Genomic DNA, 12,962 nt, shown 5'->3' with positions numbered 1-12,962 from the left:
AGCTGCAGCGCCCCTACGGCGCCGGGCCGGCGGTGTCGGCCTTCAGCTTGGGCACGATGCGGGCTCTGGGCAGCCCCGCCCAAATGGAAGCGGTCCTTAGGGCAGCCCTGGCCGCCGGCATCAACCACCTGGAAACAGCCCCTGCCTACGGGCCTGCCGAAACCTTCCTGGGCCAGGCCCTGGCGGCCCTGCAACGGGACAACCTGGGCCCCTCAGACGGCTGGCGCATCACCAGCAAACTGCTGCCCGGCCCCGACCTGGCCGCCGGCCAGGGGCAGTTGCGCTCAATCCTGGCCCGCCTTGGCGTGGCCCAGCTCACCAACCTGGCCGTACACGGCCTCAACCGCCCCGAGCACCTGGAGTGGGCGCTTAAGGGGCCCGGCGCCGACCTGCTGACCTGGGCCAAAGACGAAGGACTGGTGGGCCAGGTGGGCTTCAGCAGCCACGGCACTCCCGAGCTGATCGAAGCCGCCCTGAGCTCGGGGAGCTTCACGTTCTGCAGCCTGCATGTGCACCTGTTTGACCAGACCCTCCTGCCCATCGCCCGCTCCGCCCTGGCCCAGGGAATCGGCGTGCTTGCCATCTCCCCGGCCGACAAGGGCGGTCGCCTCTACGACCCACCAGCGGAGCTGCTGGCCGACTGCGCCCCGTTTCACCCCCTGGAGCTGGCCTATCGCTTCCTGCTCGATCAAGGGATCTCCACCTTGAGCCTGGGGGCTGAGCAGCCGGAAGACCTGGCCTGGGCCGCTGCCATCGGCGGGCCCTCGCCCTGGCTGAGTGCCGCGCAACGCTCAGCCCTGCAGCGCCTGGATGCAGCCGGCCGCGAGCGCCTGGGGGCGGAGCGCTGCGGCCAGTGCCGCGCCTGCTTGCCCTGCCCCAACGGCGTGCCGATCCCCGAACTCCTGCGCCTGCGCAACCTGGCCGTGGGCCACGGCATGGAGGCCTTTGCCCAGGAGCGCTACAACCTGATCGGCCGCGCCGGCCACTGGTGGGAGGAGCTCAACGCCGAGGCCTGCCGCACCTGCGGCGCCTGCCTGCCCCGCTGCCCCCACGTGCTGCCCATCCCCGAGCTGCTGGCCGACACCCACCGGCTCCTCAGCGCCGCGCCGCGCCGCCGCCTTTGGGGCTAGGGCCTGGGTGCGGCCGCATCCCAGAGGTTCTGCTGGGCCAGTTGCTGGGGCACGGAAAGGGGTGGCAGGCTCCAGCAGCGGCCCAGGAGGGCATCTCCCGGCAGCAGCAACGCCGCCATCGACGTGGGGAAACGCCGGGCCACTGGCGCCAGCAGCGCCTGGGGTAGAGGAGGCACCCAGCCCTTCGCCAGCAGGGCTTCCAGCAGCGGCGGCTCCAGCACCGCCCCCAGCCACTCCAGCGGCGGCGGCACTGAAGAGGCACCACCTTCAGGCCGCAGCAGCAGCTGCCAGCTGAGCGGCGCGCCGCTGTCGGGCCAGATCACCGCCAGGCGCTGGTCGCGGCGCAGCAGGGGAATCAGGCGCTGCAGCGGCAGCACCGCCGCCTCAGCATCACCGCTGAGCAGCAGATTGAGGCCGTCACGGTCGTCGTAGGCGAGGGCTTGGGCCCGCAACCGCTCCAGCCGCGCAAAATCGCCGCCCATGATCTCCAGGCTGATGCGGGGGCTGGAGGGCAACACCAACCGGCCGCTCAGGCTGGGATCAAGCAGCAACTGCCAGCCCTCCTGGCGACGGGCGGCCAGGTCGGGGCGGCTGCGCAGGGCGATCACCCAGGGGCTGTAGGCCCAGGGGAAGGCCAGCTGCGCGTCACCCAGCGGGGCAAACAGACGAGCCACCGGGGCACTGAAGGCGGCCAGACGAGCCCACAGCCGCGGCGCCTCAAAGGGCTGAAGTTGCTGCCGGCTCAGGCCACTGGCCCAGCCGTCACTGAGAGCCACCAAACCGGGGGCAACCAAGCCAGGGGCCGGTCGTTCGCCAAGCTGACGCACGGCTTTTTGCACAGCAGCTGCATCAGCTACTTGGCGTGTCCGCCAAGGGGCGGGCAGTTGCTTCAGCCAGGCGGCTGGCAGGTCTGCTTCTGCCAGCAGCAGCTCGGGGCCAGCGGCGGAGCGGCAAGCGGCCAGCAAGCCAGCGCCAGCGCCCACCCCTAGCTGCAGCAGGCGGCGACGGGAGAGCACAGCGGGCGTGAATGCCATGGCAGCGACCCTAGACACCGAGCTCCAACCGGCAGGCTGCATCGCAGGCCTCCGCCAGGGCCCCTGGCTGCCGGCCCGCCAACTGCCAGAGCAGGGCCAGGCCCCCGGCCCCGACCCCCTCCTTTACGTAGCCGCGCTCGTAGTCGCGTAGGGCGGCGCTGATGCAGCCATGGAAGCGCAGGGCCGCCACCTCCAGCCGCGGCCGCACCTGCCAGCGGCCACCTATGCGCTCCAGCAGCAGGGCCAGGTTGCTGCCAGCTTCCTCGGCCACCCAGGCGGTGGTGGCCACCACCAAGCGATCCGCCAGGGCTAGCCGCTGCTCTGGCTCAGCCAGGGCTAGGGCCAGGGCCAGCACCGCCGCCATCTGGCTACCACCGGCCAGCAGCACCGGCGTACCGCGGGCCGCCGCCGCCCCCACCAGCCCAGCAGCGAAGGCCTGCATTGGATCCCCCAACGCCGCCAAAACGTTTAGGGGGTCAGAGACTGCCGCCAGCTCTGCCGCCTCAAAACTCGCTGCAGCCAAACCCTGAGCCACGAGGGCCGCCTTCAGCCCGTGGGCCGGTTGGCGCAAGCTGCCGCTCACTAGACCCGCCGCCGCCACCCCCAGGCCCTCGAGCACCGCCAGGGCCGTGGTGGTGCCCCCTGGCACACATTCGGCCAGCAGCAACGGCTCGGCCGGATCCCAGCGCCTGCCCCAGGCGCGGCCGCGCTGCACCAGGGCCGCCACCCGGGCTGGGGCAAGGGCCTGGCCCGTGCTGAGGCAGCGGGCCGGGCCGGCACTCTCCAGCCCCGGCAGGCGCAGGTGCGGCACCGCCGCCGCGATCGCACAGCCCAGATCGAGCACCCGGGTGCGCTCCAGCAGCCCCAGCTGACTCAACACCACATGGCTTATCAGGGCCGGGCTGACCCCAGCCGGCAGGGGCGGCAGGGCATGGCAGCGGCGACCACCGGGGCCCAGCAGCAGCAATTCGGCATCGGCGGCCGCCGTGCCCAGCCGGGCCTGGGGAGAGGCCCCGGCAGCGGAAATCCCAGGCACCGCAGCCGTATCGGTGGCCGCGAGCAGCAGCAGAGTGCGGCTGCGGCGCCAGCCCTGCTCCAGGGCCTGGGTCCAGGAATCAGGGGCCATCAGGCCGCTCAGAGGGGGGCATCAGAGGGGGTCAAGGGCCACCAGGGCCCGAAGGGCATCCGGTGGCTCTGGGATGGGGGAATGCAGGCGCGGAAAAATCCAGTAGGCCACCGCATGCAGGGCCAGCACCACGATCACGTTCTGCACCCACACCAGCGCCAGGGCAGCCAGCTGCACCTGGGCCAGCTCGATCGATGCCGCCAGGCCCAGCCAGCCAGCCAGCTTCTCCAATAAACCAGCAGCAGCCGTGGTGATCAGCACCCAAAGGTTCTCGCCCACCAAAACCGAGAGCACCGCCACCCGCACCAGGAAGCCAGCTGCACCGATCAGGCTGCCAACGCCCCAGCTCAGCCACCAACTGGAGCTCCAACCGGCCCTGGCCCGCCAGCACCAGCCCAGCCACAGCGCCAGCAAGCCATAGGGGAAAACAACCAACGGCCCCCGGATCGGACCCATCAAGGCGACCAGCAATAGGGCGGTCACAACCAGGCCCTCCACGGCACAGCGCCAGCCATGACGCAACTGCAACAGGGCTAAGGGCAGGGGCAGGGCCAGCCGAAATAGGGGGCTGCCCACCGGCAGGTAATAGAGCGCCACCCACAGCAGGGCGGTGGCGGCGGCGAGATAGGCCGTATCCATCAACTGGCGGGCCTGGCCGCGGTTGAGTTGGCGCCGGGACGACATCAGCGCGGTGCCGGCGCCGGCGTGACCGTGGGGGCAGGCGCCGGCGTTGCAGCAGCTCCGACCCGCTCAATCATCTCCACCTCAAAACTGACCCCCGCCGCCCGCAAGGCTTCTGTGACCGCTTCAGCCGGGGCAGCGGGATCGGCGGAGGGCAGCTGGATCGTGATGCGATAAGGGGCTGGCTTACTGGGATTGACGACTGCTGGCTTGGCTTCTACGGGCTTGGGCTCAGCCTTTTTGGGGGAGGCAGTAGTGGGGGAGGCCGTAGTGGGGGAAGCAGCTTTGGAGGCGGGCGTGGCGGTCGCTGGATTAGGGGCAGGAGAGACCGGCTGAGCGGGCTGGGCCGGGGGCGCTGAGAAGCTGCGGGCCAGCTGGTCGCCGAAGCGGGTGCCACTGCAGCCAGCCAGCGCTAGGGCGCAAAGCAGCGACCCAAAGGTGCGGCCGGCGCCTGCCATCAGCTGTCCGCCGCCCTGATCACTCGCACCGCGCTGGCGCGCAGTCGGCCGGTCTTGGTGGTGCTGGGAGCTTTCTTTGCCGCAGGAGCCTTAGCTGCAGGTTTTTTAGCTGCTGGCTTTTTAGCTCCCGGCTTCCTGGCCGCAGCTTTGCCAGTAGCTGCCTTAGCGGCCAGCAGCTCAACCGCCTGCTCCAGGGTGATGGTGTCGGCGGTGGTGCCCTCCGGCAGCGAAGCATTCACCTTGCCCTGCTTGACGTAGAGGCCGTAGGGCCCGTCAAACAGTTGGATCGCCTCCTCGTCGCCCTCGGGGACACCGATGTCCTTGAGGGCCGTGCGGCCGCCACGGCCCTTCTTGGGCATGGCGAACAGCTCCAGGGCTCGGTCAAGGCCAACCACCAGGACGTCGTCCTCAGCCTTGAGCGAGCGGTAGTCCTTCTCGCCTTTGCCCTTGTGGTGCACCACGTAGGGGCCAAAGCGACCCAGACCCGCCTCCACCCGGCCGCCCTCCGGGTGGTCGCCAAGTTGACGGGGTAGCCGCAACAGGGCAATGGCATCCTCCAGGGTCAGCTCCTCGGGCTTGGCGCCTTTGGGCAGCGAAGCTCGCTTGGGCTTGGGGTTCTCGTCACTCACCTGGCCCCGCTGCACGTAGGGGCCGTACTGGCCAAACAGCAGATACACCTGCTCACCGCTTTCCGGGTCATCACCAAGGGACTCAGGCCCATCGGCCTTTTGCCTCAGGATCAACTCCGCCTTTTCGGCATCGAGATCGGCAGGGGTGATCTCCTGGGGCAGGGTGGCCTTGAGCAGCTCCTCGGTGCCGTCTTCAGCGACGCGCTTGGTTTCCAGGTAGGCGCCGAAGCGGCCGATGCGCACCACACAGGGCAGGCCCTCCAGCTCAACAGTGCGGGACACGCCGGGATCGATATCGCCCTCCCGCTGCTGCACCTGGGTTTCCAGGCCCTTTTCACCCTTAAAGAAGCTCTCCAGGTAAGGCAGCCACTGCACCTGACCGTGGGAAATCTCATCGAGGGTGTTCTCCATCCGGGCCGTGAAGCTGGTGTCCACCAGATCCGGGAAGTGCTCCTCCAGCAGGGCCGTCACAGCAAAAGCCGTGAAGCTGGGGGTGAGGGAGTTGTTGGCGAGGGTGGCGTAGCCGCGATCGACGATCGTGCCGATGATCGAGGCATAGGTGGAGGGGCGACCGATACCCTCCTTCTCAAGCATCTTCACCAGGGCAGCCTCGCTGTAGCGAGCGGGGGGCTGGGTTTGGTGGCCGAGGGCCTCCACCGCCTTGCAGGCGGGTCTGTCGCCCACCTTCAGGGCCGGCAGCAACAGCTCCTGACCTTCTAGGGCCGCATCGGGATCGTCGCTGCCCTCGACGTAGGCGCGAAAGAAACCGGCGAAGTCGATGCGCTTACCCGAGGCCCGGAACTGGGCTGGGCCCAGGGAGCCACCATCGGCCTGCAATTCCACAGCAAGCATGGTGAGGCGGGCATCAGCCATCTGGCTGGCCACGGTGCGCTTCCAGATCAGCTCATAGAGGGCCAGATCCTTGCCATCAAGACCTGTGGCGTTTGGGGTGCGGAACGCCTCACCGGCTGGGCGAATCGCCTCGTGGGCCTCCTGGGCGTTGCGGGCCTTGGTGGAAAACTGGCGGGGGCTGGGGCTGAGGTAGTCCTTGCCGTACTTCTCGCTGACGCAGCTGCGGGCAGCATTGATCGCCTGGTCGCTGAGGTGCACCGAGTCGGTGCGCATGTAGGTGATGAAACCGCGCTCGTAGAGGCCCTGGGCCGTGCGCATGGTTTCCCGGGCCGAGAGTCGCAGCTTGCGGTTGGACTCCTGCTGCAGGGTGCTCGTGGTGAAAGGCGGCACGGGCTTTCGCACCGTGGGCTTCTCCTCTACGGAGGCCACCTGCCAGGGGTTGGCCTGGACCTCGACCTGGAGCTGGCGGGCCTCGGCCTCGCTCAGCAGCCTCACCTTGCTGCCGGCCTTAAGGGCGCCGGTGCTCTCATCGAAGTCGGAGCCTCCGGCGATGCGCTCCCCTTTCAAATGGCTGAGCTTGGCCTCAAAGCCAGCTTCTCCCTGCTCCAGCCGGGCCTTGAGGTCCCAGTAGCTGCCACTGCGGAAAGCCCGGCGGGCCCGCTCGCGCTGCACGAGCAAGCGCACTGCCACCGATTGAACCCGGCCGGCGCTCAAACCCCACGCCACCTTTTTCCAAAGCAGCGGCGAAAGGGTGTAACCCACCAACCGGTCGAGAATGCGCCTGGTTTCCTGGGCATGCACCAGCTCCATATCGAGGTCGCGGGTGTCCTCGAGAGCCCGGCTGATGGCCTCTTTGGTGATCTCGTGAAACACCATGCGCTTCACAGGCACCTTGGGGCTAAGCAGCTGCAGCAGGTGCCAGCTGATCGATTCCCCTTCCCGATCTTCGTCAGTGGCCAGCAGCAGCTGGTCGGCACCCTTCAGGGCATCCTTGAGCTCCTTGACCACCTTTTTCTTGTCCTTCGGCACCACGTAGAGGGGCTCGAAGTTGGCGGCGGTGTTGACGCCGAGATTGGCCCACTTCTCACCTTTGTGAGCCGCCGGAATCTCACTGGCGTTATTGGGCAAGTCGCGGACGTGCCCCATCGAGGCTTCCACCTTGAAGTCCTTGGGAAGGAAGCCGCGGATGGTGCGGGCCTTCGTCGGACTTTCAACAATGACCAGGGTGTGACCCACAGACCAGCGACTTACCGCTTCCCTCTTTATCGCATCAAGCGCCCAAGTTGACAGCCAGGCGCCGCTACAGTCCTCCACATCACAGCTCCCACCTCGCGGTCCCCTCGCTGATGTTCCTGCTGGGCGCCCTCTCCTCCGTGGCCGATGCGATCAGCAGTGGTGCCGGAACGGGAGGATTAAATCTCCAGCTCAACGCTGGCGCCATCGCCCCGGAGGCGGCGGTGCTGATCGCGCTGCTCACCTGCCTGCTGGTGGATCTCGCTGGCGAGAAGGCGGCCAGTCGCTGGGTGCCACCGATTTGTTACGCCGGCCTAGGCAGCGCCTTGGTGTTGCTTGCCCTGCAGTGGAACACCCCCGACCTGCAGCCCTCCTTCGTGGGCTCCTTCCTGGCGGACAACCTGGCGATTGCCTTCAGGGCCGTGGTGGCGGCCTCCACCTTGATTTCATTGCTGGTCAGCTGGCGCTACGTGGAGCAGAGCGGCACGCCGGTGGGTGAATACGCCGGCATCCTGCTGGCTGCCACCCTTGGCGCCATGTTCCTGTGTGGTGCCACCGATCTAGTGACCATTTTCGTGTCGCTGGAAACCCTTTCGGTATCTAGCTACTTGCTGGCGGGCTACATGAAGCGGGATGCCCGCAGCTCGGAGGCAGCGCTCAAATATTTGCTGGTGGGTTCGGCCGCCGCGGCCGTATTCCTGTATGGCGCTTCCCTTCTATATGGCCTCACCGGCGGTGCCACCGGCCTCGACGCCGTAGCCCTGGCCCTGCGCACCAGCGCCTCCCCCGTAACAGCCCTGGCCCTGGTTTTCGTGCTGGCCACGGTGGCCTTCAAGATCGCGGCGGTGCCTTTCCACCAGTGGACCCCCGACGTCTACGAAGGCTCGCCAACCCCGGTGGTGGCCTTCCTTTCAGTGGGCTCCAAGGCCGCCGGGTTTGCCCTGGCCCTGCGCATCCTGGTGGGCTGCTTCGAGAGCTTTGATGCCCAGTGGAAGCTGCTGTTCACCGTGCTTGCGGTGCTCAGCATGGTGCTGGGCAACGTGGTGGCCCTGGCCCAAACCTCGATGAAACGGATGCTGGCCTACAGCTCCATCGGCCAGGCCGGTTTCGTGATGATCGGCCTGGTGTGCGGCACCGAAGACGGCTTCGCCGCGATGGTGCTCTACATGGCTGCCTACCTGTTCATGAATTTGGGCGCCTTCGCCTGCATCATCCTGTTCTCGCTGCGCACCGGCTCCGACCGCATAGCTGATTACGCCGGCCTTTATCAAAAGGATCCGCTGATCACCCTTGGTTTAAGTCTCTGCCTGCTTTCCCTAGGTGGCATACCGCCGATGCTGGGCTTCTTTGGCAAGATTTATTTATTTTTTGCCGGCTGGGCCGACCACCAATACCTGCTGGTGGTGGTGGGTCTGGTCACCTCGGTGGTGTCGATCTACTACTACATCTCAGTGATCAAGATGATGGTGGTAAAAGAGCCCCAGGAAGCCTCAGATGTGGTGAAGGCCTACCCGTCAATCAATTGGTCTGTGGCTGGCCTGCCCGCCCTGCGCACCGCCCTGGTGGGCTGCGTGATTGTTACCGCTGTGGGTGGCATTCTCTCCAACCCCCTATTCACCTGGGCCAGCCAGGCTGTTACCGGCACGCCGATGCTGGTTCAGGCCATTGGTTGAGCACAGGTCATTTGCAAAGAACAGGGCAGCGATTTAATGGGCGATCCCGTTGCCCAACTTCAGGGCGTCGACAAGGTTTATGGCAGCGGCGAGATGGCCGTTAAGGCCCTCGACTGTGTAGATCTCACCGTAAATAGAGGTGATTATTTGGCCGTGATGGGAGCGTCCGGCTCCGGCAAAAGCACGGCCATGAATATTCTTGGCTGCCTCGACCGCCCCTCCAGCGGCAGCTACCGGCTCAACAACACTCCGGTGGAAGACCTCAGCGATGACCAGCTAGCTGATTTGCGCAACCGCGACCTGGGCTTTGTGTTTCAACAGTTCCATCTGCTGCCCCAGTTGAGCGCCCTCGACAATGTGATCCTGCCGATGGTTTACGCAGGGGTGCCTGCTGCTGAGCGGCGCCAACGGGCCCGGGCGGCCCTCGAGCGGGTGGGGCTGGGTCAGCGGCTTAACAACAAGCCCAATCAGCTCTCAGGCGGCCAGCAGCAACGGGTAGCCATAGCCAGGGCGATCATCAACCAGCCCGCCCTACTGCTGGCCGACGAGCCGACCGGCGCCCTCGATTCCCAAACCACCGCCGAAGTACTTGACATCTTCGATGCCCTTCATCGCGGCGGCATGACCGTGGTGATGGTGACCCACGAAGACGACGTGGCAGCCAGGGCCGAGAAGATCGTGCACTTCCGCGACGGCCGGATCCTCAGCTAACGGATCCTCAGCTAATGGATCCTCAACTGACGGTGCGGGGCCGCTCCAATCTCTCTAATAGCTGCCCCATCAACAGGGCGATGGCATCGCTGCCAGCGGCACCCTTGCCCGGATCTAGATCACCAGGATCCACCGCCACCCAGCCGCCGTCGCCGGGCAGCCGCAGCTCGAAGTGCAGATGGGGTCCGCTGCTTAAGCCCGTGCTGCCGACCCGGCCGATTACCTCGCCCTGGCGCACCCGGTCGCCCTCCTTGACGTAGAGCTCGCTGAGATGGCCGTAGAGGGTGCGGCGCCGCGGCCGGTCGTGTTCGACCTCAACCGCTAGGCCGTAGCCCCCCGCCAGGCCACTGCTCACCACCAAGCCGCCTAGGGCTGAAACCACTGGGGTGCCCTCTGGAGCCGCTAGATCGCGGCCCGCGTGCATCAGCCAGCTGCCCAGGATCGGGTGCAGCCGGTAGCCGAAGTTGCTACTGGTGATCGCCGAGCCAATAAGAGGGAACAGCAGCTTGCGGTTGCCATTGCCACCGATCGGAGCCGGGCGGGGCGTGACCCCAAAGACATCGGCAAGGCGGAAGCTACCGCCAGCGCCAGCCAGCAGGGCCGAAACCGGCACCGTGAGCGGCGGCAGCAAGCGACCTTCGCCGTCATAGCGGCCAAATTCAGGGCCAGCATTACCAGTGCCTGCGCCGCCGCCATCTACGCCGTTGTTGGTACGGCCGCGCCAGCGCACCACCACACCACTGCTGCACTCCTGCTGGGAAAGGGCGCCGCTGCTGCAGGCCTGCTGGTGGGCCGGCACGTTGAAGGGGGTCGTGCCGGAGCCCGAACGAATCCGGGCCCGCTCCACCGGACTAACCACCCCATCGCGCACCAGCTCATCGAGGGAGGCATCAAAACGGGCCGGCGGCCGGCTCGGCAGGGCAACCGGATCGGGACGCAGCGGCTGGGCCAGGGGCTCGGGCGGTGGCGAAGGGGCAATTTCAGGACTGAGCTGGTCTTGCCCCCAGACCAGGCCCACTCCCAGCAAGGGCGCGGCAACAAGGGGCAGCATCGCCAGCAGGGCTCGGCCCCGGCGCCGGGGGCTTGGGGCAGCAGGATTTAGGGGGGCTTGCCCCGGTGGCTGGCGATCGCGCATAGGCGCCATTGTAAAAATCCTGCCTGAACGCGCCCTTGCCGAAGAGCGGCCTCAGAAGTGGCGCTGCAGGGCCAGCTCCCGCCCCTGCCGGCTGAGGCGCAAGCGGCCATCGGCATGCAGACCCAGCACCTGCCACAGCTCACCGTCGTGCAACCAGCCCGCCGGTGGGCGCCACAGCCGGGCCTCGGCGGCGGCGCGCACCTCGCAAGGCTGCTGGGCATGGGCCGCAGCCCACTCCAGGCCAGCAAGCACCCTGGGCAACAAGCGCTCTGGCCGCGCCAGGGGGTGGCCCTGCCGGCAGCCGAGGGCCTCTGCCACCGACAGGGCTCCAGGCGGCACCCGGTTGCAACCATTGAGACCCACCCCAACCTGGGCAGCGCGGATCCGCTGGCCCCGCAAGCGCAAGCGGGGCAACAACCCCGCGATTTTGCGATCCCCCACGAGCAAATCGTTGGGCCACTTGAGTTGCACCGCAAGCCCCAGGGCCTCGAGCTGCTGGGCCAGCCCCACCGCCACCGCAAGGCCCAGGGAGGCCGTTCCAGGCAAAGCCCCAGCCCAAGGAAGGGCCGCACTTAGCCAGAGCCCGCCCGCCGGCGACAACCAGGGCCGCCCCTGCTGACCGTGGCCAAAGCGCTGGCGCCGAGCTGTTACCGCCAGCCGCTGCAGTGACAAGCCAGCGACCTGGCGCTGCTCCAGCCAGCGAGCAAGTTCGATCTCGGTGCTGGCACACACCGGCAGGCGGCGCAGCTGCCAGCTCAAAGGGTGGCCAGCCAGGCGCCGATGCGGGCCGCACCAGCCTCGAGCTCGGCCACCGGATGCACCAGGGCAAGGCGCAACCAGCCCTCGCCTCCGGAGCCAAAGCCATTGCCAGGGGTCAGGGCCACACCGGTGGACTCGAGCAGGGCTGCACAAAATTCTTCGCTACCCCAGCTGCGCTCACGCGCCTGGGGCGGCAACTCCAACCACAAATAAAGCGCCATTGAGGGCCGCCGCACCGGCCAGCCCACCGCCTCCAGGGCGTCAGCCATGCGATCGCGTCGCTGCCGGTATTCCTGCCGCAACTGACCAGGCCAATGGGGAGCCTGCTCAAGCGCCGCAATCGCCCCGGCCTGCAGCGCAAGGGACTGATTGAAATCCACCACCCCCTTGAGCTGCCGCAAGGCGCTGATCAACCACTCGGCACCGATGGCGAAAGCCAACCGGTAGCCCCCCAAACACCAGCCCTTGGAAAAGGAGAAAAACTCAATGCCGCAGTCGCGCCAATGGGGTGCTCGCAACAGGGCCGGCGCCTCGCCATCGAGGGCCAGATCCACGTAAGGGTTGTCGTGGGCCAGCACCAGCCCATGGCGAAAGGCCCTTTCCGCCGATTCATCCAGCCAGACCTGCTGGCCCGTAGTAGCGGTGGGGTTGTGGGGGTAGCCGAGCACCATCAACTTCAAGTCGTCCCACTGCTCAGGGCTGAGGGCATCAAAATCCGGTCGCCAGCCCGCCTCGGGATCGAGCGGCAAAAACACCGGCTCAGCGGAAGCCAGGTGTAAGCCACCCAGGTGGGACGGGTAGCAGGGATCGAGCAGCAGGGCCCGATCACCTGGGTTGAGCACCGCCAGGGGCAGGTGGGCCGTGCCCTCCTGGGAACCGACCAGCAACAGCACCTCCGTCTCCGGATCGACCTTCACCCCAAAGCGACGCTGGGCCCAATCGGCCACTGCCGAGCGAAAGGGCAGGGTCGCTGCGTGAAGGCAGTAGGAGGCGCTGGCAGGCTGACCAAGCTGGGCAGCGATCGCCTCGATGGCCGCCTCGGGGGGTTGCAGGTCGGTGGAGCCGAGTGAGAGGTCGAGCAGTGGGGAAAGACCCCGGCTGGCGGCACGAGATGCGTAGGCCGATTTGCGCTGGTCATTGCGGGCGAAAACGCCGCTGCCAAGACGCGACAGGCGCTCAGATATGGGCATCCACAAAAGCCTGTAGCTGAGGTTTGGCCATGGCACCCTCGTGGCGAGCCAGTTCCTTGCCATCTCGGAACAAGATCAGGGCGGGCAGCCCCTGGATTTGCAAGCCATCGCGAATGGCGGGGTTGGCGTCTGCTTCGAGCTTGCCCACCACCAGACGACCCGCATATTCAGCAGCAATCCACTCCATCATTGGAGCCATCAGCCGGCAGGGACCACACCACTCCGCCCATACATCCACCAGCACGGGCGTAGAACAATCAGTCACCTCAGCTTGAAAATTGGCATCGGTGAGATGAACGACAGACACGACAGCAGCCCTTAAAAACGTATGCGTACGGCGATTGTATGGAG

General features: G+C 67.0%; 12 protein-coding genes. 3 read left to right on the top strand and 9 right to left on the bottom strand.

The genetic code is table 11. The annotated features are described in order from the left end of the window. Nucleotides 1-56 precede the first annotated feature (56 nt). Entirely contained in the window at nucleotides 57-1,130 is a 1,074-nt protein-coding gene (locus tag KBY73_RS04695; protein WP_254936211.1) for an aldo/keto reductase, read from the top strand. Here the strand turns inward: KBY73_RS04695 and KBY73_RS04690 are convergent. The 5 genes from KBY73_RS04690 to topA are packed head-to-tail and all read right to left on the bottom strand — an operon-like array spanning nucleotide 1,127 to nucleotide 7,146. After that, a complete protein-coding gene (locus KBY73_RS04690) occupies nucleotides 1,127-2,164 on the bottom strand; it encodes a twin-arginine translocation pathway signal (RefSeq protein WP_254935935.1) in 1,038 nt (345 codons plus the stop codon). The two genes, KBY73_RS04695 and KBY73_RS04690, sit on opposite strands and share 4 nt — an antisense overlap. Before the next feature lie 10 nt (nucleotides 2,165-2,174). After that, nucleotides 2,175-3,290 carry a nicotinate-nucleotide--dimethylbenzimidazole phosphoribosyltransferase gene (locus KBY73_RS04685; protein WP_254935934.1) on the bottom strand — a complete coding sequence of 372 codons (1,116 nt, stop codon included), beginning with the start codon at nucleotides 3,288-3,290 and terminating at the stop codon, nucleotides 2,175-2,177. 21 nt (nucleotides 3,291-3,311) lie between these two features. Next, entirely contained in the window at nucleotides 3,312-3,974 is a 663-nt protein-coding gene (locus KBY73_RS04680) for a DUF2232 domain-containing protein (protein ID WP_254935933.1), read from the bottom strand. Then, the gene (locus KBY73_RS04675) at nucleotides 3,974-4,429 is read right to left on the bottom strand and encodes a hypothetical protein (protein ID WP_254935932.1); all 456 of its coding nucleotides are present in this window, start codon (nucleotides 4,427-4,429) and stop codon (nucleotides 3,974-3,976) included. The genes KBY73_RS04680 and KBY73_RS04675 overlap by 1 nt, the downstream gene beginning before the upstream one ends. Beyond that, nucleotides 4,429-7,146: a type I DNA topoisomerase gene (gene topA, locus KBY73_RS04670; RefSeq protein WP_254935931.1), complete on the bottom strand. Its 2,718-nt coding sequence runs from the start codon at nucleotides 7,144-7,146 to the stop codon at nucleotides 4,429-4,431. The genes KBY73_RS04675 and topA overlap by 1 nt, the downstream gene beginning before the upstream one ends. A gap of 110 nt (nucleotides 7,147-7,256) precedes the next feature. Here topA and KBY73_RS04665 point away from each other — a divergent pair, with 110 nt between their 5' ends. Beyond that, nucleotides 7,257-8,816, top strand: coding sequence for an NAD(P)H-quinone oxidoreductase subunit N (locus tag KBY73_RS04665; protein ID WP_254935930.1), 1,560 nt, complete (start codon nucleotides 7,257-7,259; stop codon nucleotides 8,814-8,816). A gap of 36 nt (nucleotides 8,817-8,852) precedes the next feature. Beyond that, nucleotides 8,853-9,527, top strand: coding sequence for an ABC transporter ATP-binding protein (locus KBY73_RS04660; RefSeq protein ID WP_254935929.1), 675 nt, complete (start codon nucleotides 8,853-8,855; stop codon nucleotides 9,525-9,527). A gap of 22 nt (nucleotides 9,528-9,549) precedes the next feature. Here the strand turns inward: KBY73_RS04660 and KBY73_RS04655 are convergent, their stop codons facing one another. From KBY73_RS04655 to trxA, 4 genes are read right to left on the bottom strand one after another with little or no spacing between them, the layout of a single operon-like run. After that, the gene (locus KBY73_RS04655) at nucleotides 9,550-10,671 is read right to left on the bottom strand and encodes a M23 family metallopeptidase (protein ID WP_254935928.1); all 1,122 of its coding nucleotides are present in this window, start codon (nucleotides 10,669-10,671) and stop codon (nucleotides 9,550-9,552) included. Between the two features lie 42 nt (nucleotides 10,672-10,713). Then, complete coding sequence (locus KBY73_RS04650; RefSeq protein ID WP_254935927.1) at nucleotides 10,714-11,421, bottom strand: biotin--[acetyl-CoA-carboxylase] ligase; 708 nt, start codon at nucleotides 11,419-11,421, stop codon at nucleotides 10,714-10,716. Continuing rightward, a complete protein-coding gene (locus tag KBY73_RS04645; RefSeq protein WP_254935926.1) occupies nucleotides 11,418-12,611 on the bottom strand; it encodes an aminotransferase class I/II-fold pyridoxal phosphate-dependent enzyme in 1,194 nt (397 codons plus the stop codon). The genes KBY73_RS04650 and KBY73_RS04645 overlap by 4 nt, the downstream gene beginning before the upstream one ends. Beyond that, nucleotides 12,598-12,918, bottom strand: a complete 321-nt coding sequence (gene trxA, locus KBY73_RS04640) for a thioredoxin (RefSeq protein WP_254935925.1) — start codon at nucleotides 12,916-12,918, stop codon at nucleotides 12,598-12,600. Before trxA ends, KBY73_RS04645 begins: the two co-directional genes overlap by 14 nt. Between the last annotated feature and the right edge of the window lie 44 nt (nucleotides 12,919-12,962).

The organism is Cyanobium sp. Tous-M-B4 (assembly GCF_024345395.1).
In the GTDB taxonomy this organism is placed as follows: Bacteria; Cyanobacteriota; Cyanobacteriia; order PCC-6307; family Cyanobiaceae; genus Cyanobium_A.
Note: the sequence above shows the minus strand (reverse complement) of the source record. Positions and strands in the feature narration are given on the sequence as shown.

Bases quoted from the DNA above. Each gene is read 5' to 3' on its own strand.
- KBY73_RS04660 (WP_254935929.1), top strand. From the start codon at position 8,853: ATGGGCGATCCCGTTGCCCAACTTCAGGGCGTCGACAAGGTTTATGGC.
- KBY73_RS04695 (WP_254936211.1), top strand. From the start codon at position 57: ATGCGGGCTCTGGGCAGCCCCGCCCAAATGGAAGCGGTCCTTAGGGCA.
- KBY73_RS04645 (WP_254935926.1), bottom strand. From the start codon at position 12,611: ATGCCCATATCTGAGCGCCTGTCGCGTCTTGGCAGCGGCGTTTTCGCC.
- KBY73_RS04680 (WP_254935933.1), bottom strand. From the start codon at position 3,974: ATGTCGTCCCGGCGCCAACTCAACCGCGGCCAGGCCCGCCAGTTGATG.
- KBY73_RS04685 (WP_254935934.1), bottom strand. From the start codon at position 3,290: ATGGCCCCTGATTCCTGGACCCAGGCCCTGGAGCAGGGCTGGCGCCGC.
- KBY73_RS04675 (WP_254935932.1), bottom strand. From the start codon at position 4,429: ATGGCAGGCGCCGGCCGCACCTTTGGGTCGCTGCTTTGCGCCCTAGCG.
- KBY73_RS04665 (WP_254935930.1), top strand. From the start codon at position 7,257: ATGTTCCTGCTGGGCGCCCTCTCCTCCGTGGCCGATGCGATCAGCAGT.
- KBY73_RS04690 (WP_254935935.1), bottom strand. From the start codon at position 2,164: ATGGCATTCACGCCCGCTGTGCTCTCCCGTCGCCGCCTGCTGCAGCTA.
- KBY73_RS04655 (WP_254935928.1), bottom strand. From the start codon at position 10,671: ATGGCGCCTATGCGCGATCGCCAGCCACCGGGGCAAGCCCCCCTAAAT.